Source organism: Amycolatopsis sp. NBC_01480 (assembly GCF_036227205.1).
GTDB lineage: Bacteria > Actinomycetota > Actinomycetes > Mycobacteriales > Pseudonocardiaceae > Amycolatopsis.
Genome location: NZ_CP109442.1, coordinates 2464657 through 2481289, shown reverse-complemented (window position 1 = coordinate 2481289; position 16633 = coordinate 2464657). Strand labels below are relative to the sequence as shown.

At 70.8% G+C, this 16633-nt stretch carries 16 protein-coding genes and 1 tRNA gene; 6 read left to right on the top strand and 11 right to left on the bottom strand.

What is annotated here, in order from left to right; translation table 11 throughout:
• Positions 1-42: 42 nt before the first annotated feature.
• The 4 genes from OG371_RS11750 to OG371_RS11735 form a co-directional block, all read right to left on the bottom strand.
• The gene (locus OG371_RS11750) at positions 43-576 is read right to left on the bottom strand and encodes a hypothetical protein (protein WP_329068453.1); all 534 of its coding nucleotides are present in this window, start codon (positions 574-576) and stop codon (positions 43-45) included.
• A 172-nt stretch (positions 577-748) separates the two neighbouring features.
• The gene (gene otsB / locus OG371_RS11745; protein ID WP_329068451.1) at positions 749-3283 is read right to left on the bottom strand and encodes a trehalose-phosphatase; all 2535 of its coding nucleotides are present in this window, start codon (positions 3281-3283) and stop codon (positions 749-751) included.
• Between the two features lie 40 nt (positions 3284-3323).
• Positions 3324-4775, bottom strand: a complete 1452-nt coding sequence (locus OG371_RS11740) for an alpha,alpha-trehalose-phosphate synthase (UDP-forming) (RefSeq protein ID WP_329068449.1) — start codon at positions 4773-4775, stop codon at positions 3324-3326.
• Between the two features lie 83 nt (positions 4776-4858).
• Positions 4859-6364, bottom strand: coding sequence for a threonine/serine ThrE exporter family protein (locus OG371_RS11735; RefSeq protein WP_329068447.1), 1506 nt, complete (start codon positions 6362-6364; stop codon positions 4859-4861).
• A 217-nt stretch (positions 6365-6581) separates the two neighbouring features.
• Between OG371_RS11735 and OG371_RS11730 the strand changes: the two genes are divergently transcribed.
• A tRNA-Thr gene (locus tag OG371_RS11730) sits at positions 6582-6654 on the top strand.
• Between the two features lie 27 nt (positions 6655-6681).
• On the opposite strand, the gene OG371_RS11725 is transcribed toward OG371_RS11730, so the two are convergent.
• Positions 6682-7356: a hypothetical protein gene (locus OG371_RS11725; RefSeq protein ID WP_329068445.1), complete on the bottom strand. Its 675-nt coding sequence runs from the start codon at positions 7354-7356 to the stop codon at positions 6682-6684.
• Positions 7357-7565: 209 nt separating this feature from the next.
• Here OG371_RS11725 and shbA point away from each other — a divergent pair, with 209 nt between their 5' ends.
• Entirely contained in the window at positions 7566-8225 is a 660-nt protein-coding gene (shbA, locus tag OG371_RS11720; protein ID WP_329068443.1) for an RNA polymerase sigma factor ShbA, read from the top strand.
• A 16-nt stretch (positions 8226-8241) separates the two neighbouring features.
• On the opposite strand, the gene OG371_RS11715 is transcribed toward shbA, so the two are convergent.
• On the bottom strand, positions 8242-8661 hold the full coding sequence (locus OG371_RS11715; RefSeq protein ID WP_329068440.1) for a MarR family winged helix-turn-helix transcriptional regulator: 420 nt from the start codon (positions 8659-8661) through the stop codon (positions 8242-8244).
• 57 nt (positions 8662-8718) lie between these two features.
• On the opposite strand from OG371_RS11715, the gene OG371_RS11710 reads away from it, so the two are divergent.
• A complete protein-coding gene (locus OG371_RS11710; protein ID WP_329068438.1) occupies positions 8719-9276 on the top strand; it encodes a DUF6790 family protein in 558 nt (185 codons plus the stop codon).
• Between the two features lie 109 nt (positions 9277-9385).
• Here OG371_RS11710 and OG371_RS11705 read toward each other — a convergent pair whose 3' ends face one another.
• A complete protein-coding gene (locus OG371_RS11705; RefSeq protein ID WP_091617206.1) occupies positions 9386-9598 on the bottom strand; it encodes a hypothetical protein in 213 nt (70 codons plus the stop codon).
• 241 nt (positions 9599-9839) lie between these two features.
• Between OG371_RS11705 and OG371_RS11700 the strand changes: the two genes are divergently transcribed.
• On the top strand, positions 9840-10400 hold the full coding sequence (locus OG371_RS11700) for a hypothetical protein (protein ID WP_329068435.1): 561 nt from the start codon (positions 9840-9842) through the stop codon (positions 10398-10400).
• A 21-nt stretch (positions 10401-10421) separates the two neighbouring features.
• Here the strand turns inward: OG371_RS11700 and OG371_RS11695 are convergent, their stop codons facing one another.
• Both OG371_RS11695 and OG371_RS11690 read right to left on the bottom strand, forming a co-directional pair.
• A complete protein-coding gene (locus OG371_RS11695) occupies positions 10422-11255 on the bottom strand; it encodes an acyl-CoA thioesterase (protein ID WP_442876102.1) in 834 nt (277 codons plus the stop codon).
• Positions 11256-11268: 13 nt separating this feature from the next.
• Entirely contained in the window at positions 11269-12003 is a 735-nt protein-coding gene (locus tag OG371_RS11690) for an alpha/beta fold hydrolase (protein WP_329068431.1), read from the bottom strand.
• Positions 12004-12189: 186 nt separating this feature from the next.
• On the opposite strand from OG371_RS11690, the gene OG371_RS11685 reads away from it, so the two are divergent.
• Positions 12190-13461, top strand: coding sequence for a cytochrome P450 (locus OG371_RS11685; RefSeq protein ID WP_329068429.1), 1272 nt, complete (start codon positions 12190-12192; stop codon positions 13459-13461).
• Between the two features lie 182 nt (positions 13462-13643).
• Here OG371_RS11685 and OG371_RS11680 read toward each other — a convergent pair whose 3' ends face one another.
• On the bottom strand, positions 13644-15335 hold the full coding sequence (locus OG371_RS11680; RefSeq protein WP_329068427.1) for an alpha/beta fold hydrolase: 1692 nt from the start codon (positions 15333-15335) through the stop codon (positions 13644-13646).
• A 151-nt stretch (positions 15336-15486) separates the two neighbouring features.
• On the opposite strand from OG371_RS11680, the gene OG371_RS11675 reads away from it, so the two are divergent.
• Entirely contained in the window at positions 15487-16071 is a 585-nt protein-coding gene (locus OG371_RS11675; RefSeq protein ID WP_329068425.1) for an RDD family protein, read from the top strand.
• On the opposite strand, the gene OG371_RS11670 is transcribed toward OG371_RS11675, so the two are convergent.
• Positions 15970-16620: a response regulator transcription factor gene (locus OG371_RS11670; RefSeq protein WP_329068423.1), complete on the bottom strand. Its 651-nt coding sequence runs from the start codon at positions 16618-16620 to the stop codon at positions 15970-15972. The genes OG371_RS11675 and OG371_RS11670 overlap by 102 nt on opposite strands.
• Between the last annotated feature and the right edge of the window lie 13 nt (positions 16621-16633).

The following is a 16633-nucleotide window of genomic DNA, read 5'->3' as shown; positions in this document are numbered from 1 at the left end:
GCTTTCGTCGGAATCGCGACACCGGGGATGTTTCGCCCAGGATTACCAGATCGGGTGATCGCTGAAGCGTTGCAGCGTCGCGACCGAGGGGCGGACGTAGAACAGGCCCGCACCGTAACCGAGCACGCCCAGCGCGAAGTTCGCGCAGGTGGCCAGCAGGTCGCTGGCGCCGAGGCGGTTGTGGTCGTGCCAGAGGTCCACCAGCGCCGACGCGGTGAGGGCCAGCAGGCAGGTCACGACCAGCGCCGTGAAACAGGCGCGCAGCAGGGTGCGGGTGAACCGGGCGCGGGGGACGACGAGGTAGTCGCCCAGCAGGCAGCGGCGGGCACTCAGCACCACCGCGGCAGTGGCCAGCACGGACAGCGCCGGCAGCAGCAGGGCGACCCGTCCGACGAAGGCGTCCGGCAGCGCGTGCCCGTGCAAAGGACCGTTCACGAACACCGTCAGCGCCAGCACGAGAATCGTGCCGACGGCCAGCGCGACCCCCGTGACCAGCGATCCTCCGCGGACCCGGGCGGCGAACAGCGGCGGCAGCGGCGCGTACCCCTCGGCCTGCTGGCCGTAGTACTGCTTCACCGCCCACCTCCGAACCGAGACGAAACGAACGTGCAGATGCCCGTGAATCCCAGCTTAAGCGACCATGACGTGAGCGGCTCACCGCTCGTCGGCCATGTCACCGGGCTGTGCTAACGGCGAAGGGCCCGTACCGCCAACCGGCGGAACGGGCCCCTCGAAGTGGAAAACGGCGTCAGCCCTTCTCCGCCAGCAGGTTCGCGCAGCGGATCAACCCGAGGTGCGAGTACGCCTGCGGGTGGTTGCCCAGCGAGCGCTCCGCGATCGGGTCGAACTGCTCCGGCAGCAGGCCGGTGGGGCCGGCCGAGCTGACGATCTGGCTGAACAGCTCCTCGGCCTCGTTGCGGCGGCCGGTGTGCAGGTACGCCTCGATCAGCCAGGCCGCGCAGATGTGGAAGCCGCCCTCGCCGCCGGGCAGGCCGTCGTCGCGGCGGTAGCGGTACACGGTCGAGCCGCTGCGCAGCTCGGCCTCGATCGCCGTCACCGTGGACTGGAAGCGCTCGTCGGCCGGGTCGATCAGGCCGGTGAGTCCGACGAACAGCGACGCCGCGTCGAGGTCCGTGCCGTCGTAGGCGGTGGTGAACGCCTGGACCTCGTCGTTCCAGCCGTGCTCCAGCACGTCGGCCTTGATCCGGTCGCGCAGCTCGGGCCAGGCCCCCGGCACGTCGCGGCCGTACTCGTTGCCGAGCTTCACCGCGCGGTCGATCGTCACCCAGCACATCACCCGCGAGTACACCCGGTGGCGCGGCACGTGCCGCTCCTCCCAGATGCCGTGGTCCGGCTCGTTCCAGCGCCGCGTGACGGCCTCGGCCATCGCGCGCACCATCTGCCAGTCCTCGTCACGCAGCTCGCCGCGGACCTCGGCCAGCGTGGCGACGAGCTCGACCACTGGGCCGAACACGTCCAGCTGCACCTGGTGGTTGGCCAGGTTGCCGACGCGGACCGGCCGAGAGCCGGCGTACCCGGGCAGCGACTCGATCACCGCCTCGGCGCCGATCACGCTGCCGGACAAGGTGTACAGCGGGTGCAGCCGCTCCGGACCGGCCAAAGTGGACAGCACGCCGTGCAGCCACTTCAGGTAGCCCTCGGCCTCCTCGGTGGAGCCGAGGTGCACCAGCTCGCGCACGGTCATCGCGGCGTCACGGACCCAGCAGTAGCGGTAGTCCCAGTTGCGGACGCCGCCGATCTCCTCCGGCAGCGAGGAGGTCGCGGCCGCCAGCACGCCGCCGGAGTCGGTGTTGACCAGGCCGCGCAGGGTCAGCGCGGAGCGCCGGACCAGGTCGGTCTGCACCGTCGGCAGCTTCAGCTTGGCCGCCCAGTCGCTCCAGTAGCGGCCCGCGCGGTCCCGTCGGTCCATTTCGGACAGTTCGTGGGCGGCCAGGTCCGTGGTGCCGCAACGGAGTTCCAGCACCACCGGGTTGTCGGGCTTCGGCTGGACCAGCGCGGTCGCGGTGTCGTGCAGGCCGTCGGAGGTGATGGTCCACTCGACGCCCGGCGCACGGAGCACGAACGGCTCCGACGTGCCCAGCACCCGCAGGCCCTCGCCCTCCGAAACCAGCTTCACCGGCACACCGCCGAACTCCGGCCGCGGCGCGAAGACCACCTGCGCCGCCGCCTCGCCCGAGATCACGCGCACGATGTCCGTGCGGTGCGAAGGGCTTTCCGGCTCCAGGTAGTCCGTGACGAGCAGGCGCGACCAGCGCGTCTCCACCGTCATCGTGTTCGGCAGGTAGCGCTGGCCCAGCGGCAGGCCGTTGCGGTGCGGCTTGATCGAGAAGACCCCGGCCCCCGGCCCGCCGAGCAGGTCGGCGAACACCGCGGGGGCGTCCGGGCCCGGGTGGCAGAGCCAGGTCAGCTTCGCGTCCGGCGTGACGAGCGCGACCGAGCGCTCGTTGGCCAGCATCGAAAGCCGCTCGATCGGCGGCGCCGACTCGCCGTAGAGCCAGTTCCGCCGCTCTTCCAGCACAAACGCGAGCACGAGCGCGACGTCGACCGTGTCCGGCACGCGGTAGCCGGCCAGCGTCTCGCCGTCGCCCACCTTGATGCCGAGGTCGGGCCCGGACAGCCGGGCGAACGCCTTCTCGTCGGTCACGTCGTCGCCGAGGAAGATCGCGGCGGTCGCGCCGACCTGGTGGCGGAGGGTGTCGAGCGCGTTGCCCTTGTCCGTCTGGACGACCGCGAGCTCCACCACCTCCTTGCCGTCGGTGGTGGACACGCCCGGCCAGGTGCACGGGCCGTCGTGCACGTCGGCGAGCACCCGGCGGCCGGCCTCGTGCTCGGCCCGGCGGACGTGCACCGCGATGCTCGCGGGCTTCACCTCGAGCGACACACCCGGCACGTCGAGCACCAGCGTCTCGAGCTCCGACTCGAGCCGGCGGTGCAACGCGCGGGCCTCGTCGTCGAGGGCGTGGATGAAGCCGATGTCGAACTCGGACCCGTGGCTGCCGACGAGGTTCACCTCGGACGGCAGCCGCGACAATGTCGCCAGGTCGCGCAGCGCCCGGCCCGAGATGACCGCGGTCGTCGTCTCGTGCAGGCCGGCCAGCGATCTGAGCGCCCCGACCGACTCGGGCAGCGGCCGGGCTTCGTCCGGGTTCGCGGTGATCGGAGCCAATGTGCCGTCGTAGTCGCAGGCGACCAGCAGGCGCGGGGTACGGGCGATCTGCACGATCGTGCGCCGTAACTCCGCAGGCAACGCCTCGGCGGTCAACACTCCTCCTAAGGAGGTCCAGCGCGGTACGGGGGGAGGGTCAGTCGACCGGCTCCGCACCCAGCGCCTGCAGGAACGAGCGCGCCCACCGGTCGACGTCGTGGGTGAGGACCTGGCGACGCATGGCGCGCATCCTGCGTCGGCCCTCGGCGGGGTCGAGCGTAATGGCAGCCTCCAACGCGTTCTTCACCCCGTCCAGATCATGGGGATTGACCAGGAACGCACTGGTCAGTTCGGACGCCGCGCCGGCGAACTCGCTGAGCACCAGCGCGCCGCCGAGATCGTGGCGGCAGGCCACGTACTCCTTGCAGACGAGGTTCATCCCGTCGCGCAGCGGAGTCACCACCATGACGTCCGCGGCGGAGAAGAACGCGGCCAGCTCGGTGCGGTCGACCGATTGGTGCAGGTAGTGCACGACCGGGTGACCCACGCGGGCGAACTCGCCGTTGATCCGGCCGACCATCTGCTCGATCTCGCCGCGCATCCGCTGGTAGTGCTCCACGCGCTCGCGGCTCGGGGTGGCCAGCTGCACGAACGCGACGTCCTCCGGCCGCAGCCGCTCCTCGTGCAGCAGCTCGTGCATCGCCTGCAGGCGCAGGTCGATGCCCTTGGTGTAGTCGAGGCGGTCAACGCCGAGCATCACAGTTTTCGGGTTGCCGAGGTCGCGGCGGATCTCCTTGGCGCGCTCGATCACGCCCTTCGTGCGCGCCAGGCTGTCCAGGCCCGCGGCATCGATGGAGATCGGGAACGCGCCGACGCGCACGGTGCGGTCGCCGACCTGCACCATGCCGGGCCGGGACCGGACGCCGACGGCGCCGCGGGTCGGCTCGAGGCCGACCAGCTGGCGGGCCAGCCAGAGGAAGTTCTGCGCGCCGCCCGGACGGTGGAAGCCGATCAGGTCCGCGCCGATCAGGCCGCGCACGATCTCGGCGCGCCACGGCAGCTGCATGAACAGCTCCACCGGCGGGAACGGGATGTGCAGGAAGAAGCCGATGCGCAGGTCGGGCCGCAGCTCGCGCAGCATCGTGGGGACCAGCTGCAGCTGGTAGTCCTGGATCCACACGGTGGCGCCGGTGGCGGCGACCTCCGCGCTCGCCTCGGCGAAGCGGCGGTTCACCTTCACGTAGCTGTCCCACCAGGCCCGGTCGAACACCGGGCTCTCGACCACATCGTGGTAGAGCGGCCAGAGCGTGGCGTTGGAGAAGCCTTCGTAGTAGTCCCGGACCTCCGCCGAGGAGAGCGAGACCGGGTGCAGCACCAGCCCGTCGTCGTCGAACTCGTCGACGTCCACATCGGGCACGCCGGGCCAGCCGACCCACGCGCCCTTGCGCGATCTCAGGAACGGCTCCAGCGCGGACACCAGCCCGCCGGGGCTGGCCGTCCAGCGCTGGCCGCCCTCCGAAGTGCGTTCCAGGTCGACCGGCAGCCGGTTGGCCACCACGACGAAATCGGCCGACGGGGTGCTCTTCTGCTCTGCAATCGCTTCGGTCACTACAGCTGCTCCCTCGTTCTCCTCGGGTCGCGGCCCCAGCCGAACCCTATCGCGCACGGGATGACCGGACAGTGACCAACCGATTACTCCAAACGCCGGTCCGACGGCTCCATCGGCCCGGCCATCCGCGGTCCGGCCAGCTTCCGCTCCAGCCGGCCGAGCCCCGTCCGGACCGGCTGCGCGAGGTATTCGCCCAGGACAACACCGGCGGCGAGCGCCAGCCCGACGGCGACGGCCGTCATCAGGGTGGAGATGTTGCCGCCCGGCTCGACCCCCAATTGGTATAGACCACGATAGGTGGAAAGGCCGGGGAGTAGCGGAGTGATCCCGGACACGGCTACGACGAGCGGCGTAACCCGGAGCCGCCGCGAGAGCACGCCGCCGCAGAAGCCGACGAGCGTCGCCGCGATGGCCGAAGCGCTCACGGCCTGGAAGTGCAGGAGCACCAGCCCGCCGTAGACGAACGCGCCGATGGCCCCGGCGGCCGCGCCGACGAGCAGCGCGCGCAGCGTCGAATACGAGGCGAACGCGAAGCAGGCGGCCGCGCCGGCGCCGCCGAGCACTACGACCGGCAGCTGCTGCAGGGTCGAGTTGCTGACTTCCGGCAGCGGAGTGCTGGGCAGCTTGAAGAACACCGCGATCTTCAGCGCCAGCACGACGCCGGCGATCAGCCCGGCACTCATCAGCGCCGTTTCCATGGTGCGGCCGGCGGCCGTGACGTAGTAGCCGGTGATCGCGTCCTGCACCGCCGAGACGGTGGAAAGCCCGGAGAGCAGCACGGTGACCGCCGCGGCGACGACCAGTGTCGGTTTGTCCGTGGTGAGGATCCCGCTGTTCACGATCACCATCGCGGACAGCGTCGCGACCAGGCCGCCGACCACCTGCTGGAAGAAGAACGGGAGGTTGAAGCGGTTGAGGTAGCGACCGAGCCGGTCGATCACCGAGGAGATCACGAACGCCACCGCGGCGATGTCCGGCCCGCCGCCGAGCAGCAGCGTGATGAACGCGGCCAGCCCGCCCCAGGCGACGGTCGCGACCCAGCGCGGGTACGGGTGCGGTGCGGAGGTGACGCGCTGCAGCTCGGTGTGCGCCTCCTCCGCGCCCATGTTGCCGCGGACGATCTTGCGGACCAGGATTTCGGCCTCGGTCAGCCGCGTGTAGTCGAGGCTGCGGGAGCGCACCACGCGCAGCGCCGTGACGGGGGCGAGGTCGGTGCCGCGGTGGCAGGTGACGGTGATCGACGTGAAGATGACGTCGACCTCGCAGTGCGGCAGCCCGAGCGCGGAGGTGAGCGCGAGGATCGTGGCGGTGACGTCGGACGCGCCGGCGCCGCTGGCCATCTGCACCTCGCCGATGCGGAGGGCGAGGTCGAGGACGAAGTTGACGGTCGCGTCGTCCGGCGGCTGCGGGCCGAGCGTTTCCCCGACGTCGACGACGGGCTGTTCGGCGGTCGGCGCCTCCAGGATGTGCCACGCGCGGCGGCGCAGCAGATTCGGCCGATGGCGCTGGCTGGAGCGGGGGTGCGGAGGCTCCAGGATCGGCCATCGTCTGCGGTGAGCCCCCTGGTCGGCGTGCTCGTTGATCTTCATGATCGATCCCACCTCCTCGTCGTGTCCGCCAGGACCATCGGCAGTCCGGCCCCGACCGTTGCACGGATCCGGAAGTGGCGTCCACCACGTTCTGCGACGATCGTGCCGCAGGGGCTCCGGGCGCGCTGTTTTCGCCGTTCTGACGCGGCAGCCGACGCTCCTGACGCGGCCGGGCGCGCGGGGGTCGATATACTTCGCCCCGCGCCTCGCGGCGCAGGCCGACATAGCTCAGCTGGTAGAGCAGCAGTCTTGTAAACTGCAGGTCAGGGGTTCGAGCCCCCTTGTCGGCTCTCTCTTTATCTGACGGGGCTGAGACATCACAAGAAGTACACGGCGACGTCGGCGAGTGCGTCCAGTGTGGCGTTGTCGACGTGGCCGGTCGCAGCCTCGGTCTCGGCGACGATCATCCCGCTCTTGTCTTGGCGCGATTGGTAATGGTGGCCGCTGATGCGGACCCCGGTCAGCCCCAGCACGGCGGCGATCTCAAGCGGCCGCACGTCTCCGCTGCCTTGGACCCGCTCGACCTTCTCGAACGCCGTCGCCTGTTTCGCGCTGCGGAACCCCACTCGCACGACCGAGATCACGGCCGCGTCACCGTGCCCGTCGCCGACCGCCAGCAGCATCCGGTCCAGCGAGGTGCACGGCGTGCGCGCCAGGAACTCCCGCACTTTCCCGTCCGACGCCGCGAGGCAGTCGAATTCGTGCTCGGCCTGCTTCTTGAGCCGTTTGAGCTTGAAGCGGCCCAGCGCCTCGTCGGTCTTCCCCTGCTTCGCCGACTTCCGCGCTTCGGCCTTGCGCGTCTTGAGCGAACGGCCGGGCAGCGAGTCGACGACGTCGCCCGCGGTGTTTCCGGCGAGTGCGTCCGCTCCGGCTCCGGCCCCGGCGCCGCCCAGCGTGCCGATCCCGGCGCCACCGCCCGCGATGGCCAGCGCGGCCACAACGGCGACCGTGCCGCCTTTACGGGGCAACTTGACCCGTGTGCCGTCCTGCATAGTGCGCCACCCGCTGTCGCCCGCCAACGTGATTTCCCCTCGGCCCGTAGGTGAATCAGCACCTGTGTGTTCCCATTCTCGGTGCTTTCCCGGCGGGTGAACTCGTCGGTTAATGGACAGAAACGTGACACCGGCATTGTTTGTGTTACGGCGCCGCGGTGCGCACCGATTACCGGTTCATCAGTGGCGGAAATCGTCGGGGAGTGAGTATGGAAATCGTCAGCAGCGCGCCGGCCCTAGTGCTTCGTGGGTCGGACGGGGCGGTCGACGGCTACGTCGCGCTGGGGTCCGCCTCGCGCCCCGAGGCGCTGGACCGGGATCTCACGGCCGCCGTGACCGCGGCCCGCACGGGCGACCCGGAGGCCGTGCAAGCGTTGCTGCGCTTGATCAAACCGACGGTGGTGCGGTACTGCCGCGCGCGGATCGGCGGGCGGGACCTGTCCTACCTGTCGGCCGACGACGTCGCGCAGGAAGTGTGCCTGGCGGTGCTGAAGGTGCTGCCTTCGTACCAGGATCGCGGGGGCTCGTTCCTCTACCTGGTGCGGGCGATCGCCGCGAACAAGGTGGCCGACGCGTTCCGCGCGGTGGCGCGGGACAGGTCGAACCCGGTGCCGGAGCTGCCGGACCGCCCGCTGGTCTTCAACGAACCGGAGGCACACGCGTTGCACGAGGACCTCGGTGCCCAATTGGGCCGCTTGATGTCGGTCCTGCCGCGATTGCAGCAGGAGATCCTGGTGATGCGGATCGTGGTGGGCCTGTCCTCGGCCGAGACGGCGGTCGCGCTCGGCATTTCGCCGGGGAACGTGCGGATTTCGCAGTACCGCGCGCTGACGAAACTGCGGTCGATGATCGGCGACCGGGACCTGTGAGCGGCGAACGCGGCCGCTAGTCGGATTCGAGGATTTCGGCCAGCCGGGCGGTGTCGGCCAGGTACCGGTCGTACGGGAAACCCTGCTTCAGCAACGCGACCCGAAACGCTTCGGCGAGCGGCTTTCCGTTGGCGTGGTAGGCCTCCCGCCCGGTGGCGGTCAGCTCGACGAGCCGCCGCCGCGCATGCAGCGGGTCCTGGGTGATCCGGACCAGCCCCTCCTGCTCGAGCGGCCGCAGCGCCCGGCTGATCGCCGGGTCGGAGACCCCCAGCGATTGGGCGAGCCGGTGCTGGGTGGCCGGCTCGACGTCCTCGAGCGCGCCTAGCAGCCTCAGCTGGCTGTACGTGAGTTCGGCGTCCTGCCCGGAGTGCCGGCGGGCGGCGTCGCCGATCAGGGAGACCACCCGGTGCAGCAGATCTGAAAGTCCATCGTCCACGACGTCAGCCTACCTCAGTGTTGACGAGTTAATATTAACCATACAAGACTCGATCCCATGAGCACAACGAGCTACCTCGCCCAAGCCGCCGTCCCTCTCATCTGGCTGGTCATCGCCTGCGTCGGAGCGCTGGTGCGCACCCGCGGCGTCCAGGACCGCGCCGCCCGGCTGGAAACCTGGCAGCGGTGGTGGGCCATCGCCGCACTCGGCTGCGGCAGCCTGTGGATGACTGTTTCGTTCCTGACCATCCCGGACGTCATGGCGGAAGCGATCGGCTTCACCCGCACCCCGTTCGCGTTCGAGATCGCCTTCGCCAACCTCGGCTTGGCGTTCCTGGGCCTGCGGGCCGCTTCGGGCTCCTACCGCGAGCGGATGACGGCCGGCATCAGTGCCGGGTTGTTCCTCTGGGGCGCCACGATCGGCCACCTGTACCAGTGGATCGCCAACGGTGACAACGCACCGGGCAACGTCGGTGGCGTCCTCGCCTACGACGTCCTCATCCCGGCAGTCATGATCATCCTGGCCCGGCGGTCCCGGACCGTGCAGAACCTCGCCGCCCAGCCCCAGTTCAGCACCGAACCGTCCGCAGACCGCCGCCGGCCCGTCGCCGGGTGACCGCTCACCGGAAATCTTCCCCAGATCCCCCAGCGCCTCGGACCGCGATCGCGGTCCGAGGCGCTTTGTCGTAGTGATCCGGCTCCCCAAGCCGGGTAAGGAAAAGCGGTCAGGAGGCCATGGCGAGGCGGACGCGGCGGGTGCGCCGGTAGGAGACCAGCTCGCGGACGTCGTCGGTGGTGATGATGCGGACGGCGTCGGCGGTCAGCTCCGCTTCGGCGACCTGCAGCTGCCAGGACTTCAGGCCCGGCGCCGGCTCGTGCCAGAACCACTGGCCCCGCGTGAGCTCCTCGGCGGCCACGGTGGTTTCTTCGGTGTTCATACCCCGGAGCCTATCCAGCACCACCGACAGAAAACGGCGCCGGTGGCCCCGCGGCGATCAAGCGGCTGATCAGGGCCTCGGCCGGTCCCGTGGTCCAGCGGGCGAGGGTGACGGCGGCCACCTCCCGCGCCCGGGTATTCGCCCACCGCTTCGCTTCACGGTCACTGGTTTTTGCGGCCCGCGCGCCACTGGCCTAGGCTGCGCCGGTCACCGGAAGAACCGGAAGAACAGGAACGGCGCGATGCCCCTGCCCGACTCCGGGTCGTACCGAGATATCGACCTGCCGACGATCCTGCGCATGGAGCGCAAACTGCCCTGGCTCGGCTGGCCGCACCTGCCGCTCGGGCTGCTGGTCTGCGTGGCCGCGATCCTGGCCGCCTACCGGATTCCGGTGGCGTACCAGACGACCACGGCGCTGGTCGCCGGCGCCGGTGCCGCGGGCGGGTTCTGCGGGTACGTCTGCGGCCTGGTCATGGTCAGCCAGCCCGATCTGGTGAAAACGGGACGGCTGCGCTGGCGTCGCACCCGGTTCCTGCGCGCGGTGCTCTTCCTGATGGCCGTGCTCTCGGCGGCGTCCTGGGTGGTTTTCGTGGTCTGCCACGTTTCGCTGCTCACGGGGGCGTCCGGCGTCCGGCCGTTCACGTTCTCTCTGCCGGCCGGCGTTTACCTCGTGCTGGGGCTGGCCAACACCGTTCTCGCGGGCGTCGAGACGCTGAAGGTTTCGCGGGTCCTCGCCAGCACGGCGCCCAAGACCCCGGAGCTCGCACCGTCTCCGGCGCCGCGGGTGCGCCTCGGCAACTGAAGTCCTCTGTGGACGGACGGCTCAGATTCGGTGCCGGATCAGGACTTCCTGCGTCACGGACGCGACGAGCCGGCCGTCGGTGGTGAAGAACTCGCCGTGCGCCAGGCCGCGGGTGCTCGCGTAGCTGGGGCTCTCCATGTCGAACAGCAGCCACTCGTCCGCGCGGAACGGGCGGTGGAACCACACCGCGTGGTCCAGCGACGCCAGCTGCGGCGTGCCCGGGTCGTCGCGGTGCGGGAGCCAGGCCGTGCCGGCCAGCCGGATGTCGGAGATGTAGGTGAGCGCGCAAACGTGCGCCAGCGGGGTGTCCGGCAGGGAGTCCTTCGCTCGCACCCACATGCGCTGGCGCGGGCCGCGCCCGACGTCCGGCAGCCCCTGGCGCGGATCGGAGATGAAGCGGGCCTCGATCGCGGACAGCACGATCGGCTCCTCCTCGGTCTCGATCGTGGCGATCTCGTCCGGGGCGGGCACTTCCGGCATGCGCGCCTGGTGCTCGCTGCTCTCGGCCGCCTTCTGGAAGGAGGCGGACAGGCTGAAGATGCTCTCGCCGTTCTGGATCGCCACCACGCGCCGGGTGGTGAACGAGCCGCCGTCACGGGTGCGCTCGACCTCGTAGATGATCGGCATGTCCGTGCGGCCGCCGCGGATGAAGTAGCCGTGCAGCGAGTGGACGCCGCGCTCGGCCGGCACCGTCGCGCCGGCCGCGGTGAGCGCCTGCGCCGCGACCTGGCCGCCGAACGCCCGCTGCGGCGAGCCCTGGTGGCACGAGCCGCGGAACAGGTTCTCCTCGAGTCGTTCCAGCTGGAGCAGCTGGGCCATGCCGAGGCTTGCGGGGTCCGTTTTCACGCGCCCCATCCTAAGCGCCCGCTCAGTCTTCGCTCGGGGAGAGCCGTTCCAGCAGCGTGAGCAGGGCGGCAGGGTCCTCGACGTGGGCGTTGTGGCCGAGGCCGGGCAGGGTGACGGAATCGGCGGCCAGCGCGCGCAGCTGCTCCGGCCGGGACATCGGGTCGTCCGCGCCCGCGGCGAGGATCACCGGGCAGCGGGCGCCGGCCAGCAGCCGGGGCAGATCGGGCGCGCCGACGCCGAACGCGGCCTGGTCCAGTGCCAGCCGCCAGCCGTCGGCCTCGGTGACGCCGCCGGGGTCGGCGGGCGCAAGTCCGGTCAGGCCCGCGACTTTGAGGTACGCGACCTCGGCGTCCGCCCTGGTTTCGAACACCCGCGGCGGGCGCGCCGCCATCGCCGCGGCTTTCGCCAGCTCTTCGGCGCTCCACTCGACCTTCACCCCGAGCGCGAGCACTCCGGCGACGTCGAGCCCGTACCGCCCGTTCGCCAGCTCCAGCGCGACGACGCCACCGAGCGAATGCCCGGCGACGACCACGGGACCGGCCTCGTCCAGGCCCTCGGCGACCCCGGCCGCCAGCGCCTCGAACGAGTACCCCGGCAGCGGCGCCGACCCGCCGTGGCCCGGCAGGTCGGGGACCAGCAGACGACGCCGCAGCAGCTCCCCGAGCCGGTCCCAGACCGCGCCGGTGGCGCCGAGGCCGTGGAGCAGCAGCACGGGCGGTTCGCCGGATCCGCCGGTACGGAGCTTCAGCTTGTCCACCAGTCGGATCCTGCCCGAACCCGGCCTTCGGCGGCTAGGTCGGGTCCGGAAAGGCTGGGTTTCGCGGCTGCCGGAGGCAGCGGATGACGCTTTCCCCACGGTGAGCGCAGGGAAAGCGTCATCCGCTGCACTGAGGCGGCCCCCGCAGCTACCCGGAGCAAGTACCTGACGAGCTAGGGTCGAAGTGTGTCGAGTGCCGCGATCGCCGACCCGGACACGTACGTCTCGGGTGTGCCGTACGAACTGCTCGCCCAGCTGCGCCGGGAAACGCCGGTGACCAGGATCGGCGACTTCTGGGCGGTGCTGCGCCACGCCGACGTCCGGCACGTGCTGCGTAACCCGCAGACCTTCTCCTCACAGCTGGGCGGAACGCAGATCCGGGACCCGGCCACCGCCGAAGACCTGCGGTACGTGCGCCGGATGATGCTGAACATGGACGCGCCGGACCACGGCCGCCTGCGCGGGCTGCTGACCAAGGCGTTCACCCCGCGCGCGATCGGCAGGCTGACCGAGCGGATCGAGGGCTGGGCACACGGGCTGGTCGCCGCCGTCGCGGACCGCGGCGAGTGCGACTTCGCGAAGGACATCGCCGCCGACCTGCCGTTGCTCACGCTGGCCGAGGTGTTCGGCGTGCCCGAGCGCGACCGCCGGCTGATGTTCGACTGGAGCAACCGCGTGATCGGCCACCAGGACCCCGAGTACGCGGTGAGCGCGACCGTGCGGTCCGAGGAGGTCACGGACCTGGCCCGCGCCGCGCTCGCCGTGCGCCCGTCGCCCGGGCCGGACGGCGCGATGCCGGACCCGCGCACGCGCGCGGGGATGCCGGATCTCTACGCGTACGCGAACGCCCTCGGCGAGCACAAGCGCGCCCACCCGGGTGACGACGTGATGAGCAACCTGATGCGCCACGTCGACGACGAGGGCGGCCGCGTCTCGATCGACGAGTTCGAGAACCTGTTCTGGCTGTTTTCCGTGGCAGGCAACGAAACCCTGCGCAACGGCCTGCCTGGCGGGATGTTCGCGCTGCTTTCGCACCCGGAGCAGTACCGCGCGTTGCGAGCGGACCGCTCGCTGCTGCCGGGCGCCGTCGAGGAGATGCTGCGCTGGTGGACGCCGGTGATGCACTTCCGCCGCACCGCGCTCACCGGCACCCGTCTGTCCGATGTGGACATCAAGGCCGGGGACAAGGTGGTGGTCTGGTTCTCCGCGGCGAACCGCGACGAGACGGTGTTCGCCGACCCGGACGCCTTCGACGTCACGCGCGCCCCCGGCGATCACCTGACTTTCGGCCACGGGCCGCATTTCTGCCTCGGCGCGCAGCTGGCGCGCGTCCAGATGCGGGCGCTGTTCACCGCCGTGCTCGACCAGCTGGGCGAGGTCCGCCTGGCCGCGGACCCCGTCCGGCTGCGATCGAACTTCCAGAACGGCCTGAAGAGCCTGCCGATCCGGTGGGACTGACCGGGCCTACGGCGCCGGGCACACCCCGGTGACGGGGACCGCCGGCGCGGGCGTCGGCGAGGTCGACGGCGTGGTGCAGCCCGTGCTGACGAGCTTGCCGCCGACCGTGCGGTAGGTCTGTCAATACCGCGGCCCCGTCGCGTAGTCCGGGGTGTAGGTGCTGTCGAGCAGCGCGGCCCCTGTCAACGCTGTTCGTTGAGCTTGCTGACCACGTCCTGAACGTCTTGCCGCAGCGTGGAAAGCGTGTCCTGCAACTGCGTGACGAGGCCGTGCGACGAGCCGTCGACGGGTCCGGGCACCGGGTACACCTGGTTCTCCGCGGGCAGCGGGACGCCGGGGCAGGTGGTGCTGTCCGGGCGGGAGTTCTTGGTGAGGAAGGTGTTCACCAAGCCGTCGACACACGGGTTGCCGCTGAGCGCGTACTGCCCGTGGAACGGCGAATTGTCCACCGACACCAGCGGAACCCCGGCCGAGCGCGCGCCCGCCTTCGCCTGCTCGTACCCGGTCTGCGGGTCGAATTCCCCTTGCACCACCAGGACATTCGACCGGACCTGGGCCGGCAGGCCGGGCAGCTCGTGCTGCGGCGCGTCGGACCAGAAGCCGCACGGCTCGGTGATGCCGTAGGACCAGCCGTACAGCGGGTCCACCGGGCCCTGCTGGTCGCTGAGGTGCTTGTACCAGCTCGACGAGCGCGTCGGCTGGTCACCGCACGCCACGGCGAAGCGGGTTCCGCCCACCTGCGAGTAGTCCGGCGCGGGCGTGCCGGCGACGACCTTCGCCACCGTCAGATCGGCGGCCGGGACGCCGAACGTCGTCCGGGACTGCGTGTCCAGTGGGTCCGCCAGCGTGGCCGGAGGTGTGGCCGCGGTGCCGTTGAGCGCGGCCGCGCCCTTCGTCAGCACCAGCACGCCGAGCAGCCACTGGATCCGGCTGCCGTTGCCGATGAAGAGGTGGTCGAAGCTGTCCGCCGCCAGGCCCTTTGTCTTGTAGTAGGCGCGAATCCGCTCCCAGGTCTGCTTGACCTCGGCGGGGGTCTTGCCCAGCTGCGCCGGGAACTGCCGGGACAGCCAGGGCAGGTAGACGTCGTCGAACTGGCGCTGGTCGATCACCGGGAACGCCTCGAAGTCGGCCTGCAGCCGGCCCTGGAAGTTCATGCTGGAGTCGAGCACGACCTTGCCCGCGTGCTCGGGGAACATCGACGCGTACTTCGCGCCGAGCCAGGTGCCGTAGGAGTAGCCGAGGTAGTTCAGCTGCTTGTCGCCCAGCAGCGTGCGGATCAGGTCCATGTCGTGCGTGGTCTGCCAGGTGGTGATGTACGGCGCGAGCGCGTCGCTCTGGCAGGACTCGGCGATGGCGCGCGCCGTCTGCTGGTGGTTCGCGATGCTGGACGCTGAGCGGTCGCGCGCGTCCAGGGGTCCCTGCGGCAGCCGCCCGTTGGGCACGTTGCACACGAAACCCTTGTCAGCGCTGCCTTCCTGGCCGGTGCCGCGCGGGTCCATGCCGATCAGGTCGTACAACTGGTTGACCGACGGCTCCAGCCCGGCCAGCGCGCCCGCGAGCGAGGTGCCCTGCCCGCCGGGGCCGCCGGGGTTCACCAGCAGCGAGCCCTGCCGCTCGCCGCTGGCCGCGACCCGGCTGATCGACACCTTCAGGTCGACGCCCGCCGTCGGGTTGGCCCAGTCCCGCGGGACGGTGATTTCCGCGCACTGGGCGGGTTTCGCGCCGTTCGCGGGCTTGAACGCGCAAGTGCCCCAGGTGACCTGCTGGCCGGTGTAGGGCGCCGGCGGGTCACCGGCCGCGGACGCCGCGGCGGGCAGCGCGGCCGCCATCACGGCCGCGGTGACCGCGACCAGTCCTGCTCTGGAAGTTCGCACCGGAGTTCCTTTCGTCCGTCGGATCGGGTCCCGAGTCTCGTGGGCGGGCGGGCGCGGATTATCGGCCCGAAGGACGAACTTCCGTTGCCCCATCAGCCCTGAGAACGAGGACCGGCGCGCGCCCGGCGGCGGCAGCGGTGATGATGGGGTCATGACCACTTCCCGGCCTTCTGAGGGCCGCGGGCTCGGCGTGGTGGGCCGGCGGATCGTCCAATACGTGCTGGACCAGCTGATCGTCGCCGTCCCGCTGCTGGTGCTCGCGACGCTGGTGGTGCTGCTGTTCCGCCCGGCGGGGCCGGCCGCGCTGGTCCCGTTCGTCACGGTTGTCGCGATCACGGCGATGGTGCTGGACTTCGCCGGCCTCTGGTTCTTCGCGATCTGGTGGCCGCACCGCCACCACGGGCAGACCCCGGCGATGCGTTTGCTGCGCCTGCGCATCGTCACGCTGGAGGGCGAGCAGCCCCCGTTGCGGGCGTTCGTGATCCGGACGGTGCTCATGCTGGTGGACGGGTTCGCCTGGGGCCTGGCAGGAATCGGGCTGATGCTGTTCACTCCCCGGCGCCAGCGGATGGGCGACCTCGTCGCCGGGACCGTGGTGGTGAAAGTGGCGCGGGCGCGCGAAACCGGGCCGGAGTCAGCGGACGAGGCCGCTTTCCCAAGCCCAGATGGCCATCTCGGTGCGGTTGCGCGCCCGGAGCTTGCGCTGGGCCGCGGCGAGGTGCGTTTTGACCGTTGACAGGGAGACCACCAGCGATTCGCAGATCTCGGCGTTTGTCTGACCGCGCGCGACGGCCTTGACGACGTCCACTTCGCGCTGCGTCAGCGGACTGTCCGGTTCGGACTGTTGACGCGGGGCGCTGCCGACGAAGTGGGACAGCAGCCGCGTTGTGATGGCGGGCGACACCAGCGCTTCGCCGTGTGAAGCGGCGTGCACGGCTTCGATGAGCAGCGTCGCGCCGGCGTCCTTCAGGAGGAAGCCGCACGCGCCGGCGCGAAGGGCCGCGTGCACGTTCTCGTCCAAGCCGAACGTGGTCACCATGACCACGTGCATCGGGTCCGCGACATCCGGCCCGGCCAGCAGCTTCGTGGCCTGAAGCCCGTCGATGCCGGGCATCCGGATGTCCATCAGCGTGACGTCCGGGCGCAGCTCGCGGGCCAGGCGCACGGCGTCCTGGCCGTCGGCGGCCTCGCCGACCACCTCGATGTCCGGCTCGCCCTCCAGGATCAGCCGGAAGCCGGTCCGGACCATCGCCTGGTCGTCGGCGATCAGGACGCGAACCGGCACTGGGGGCTCCTCG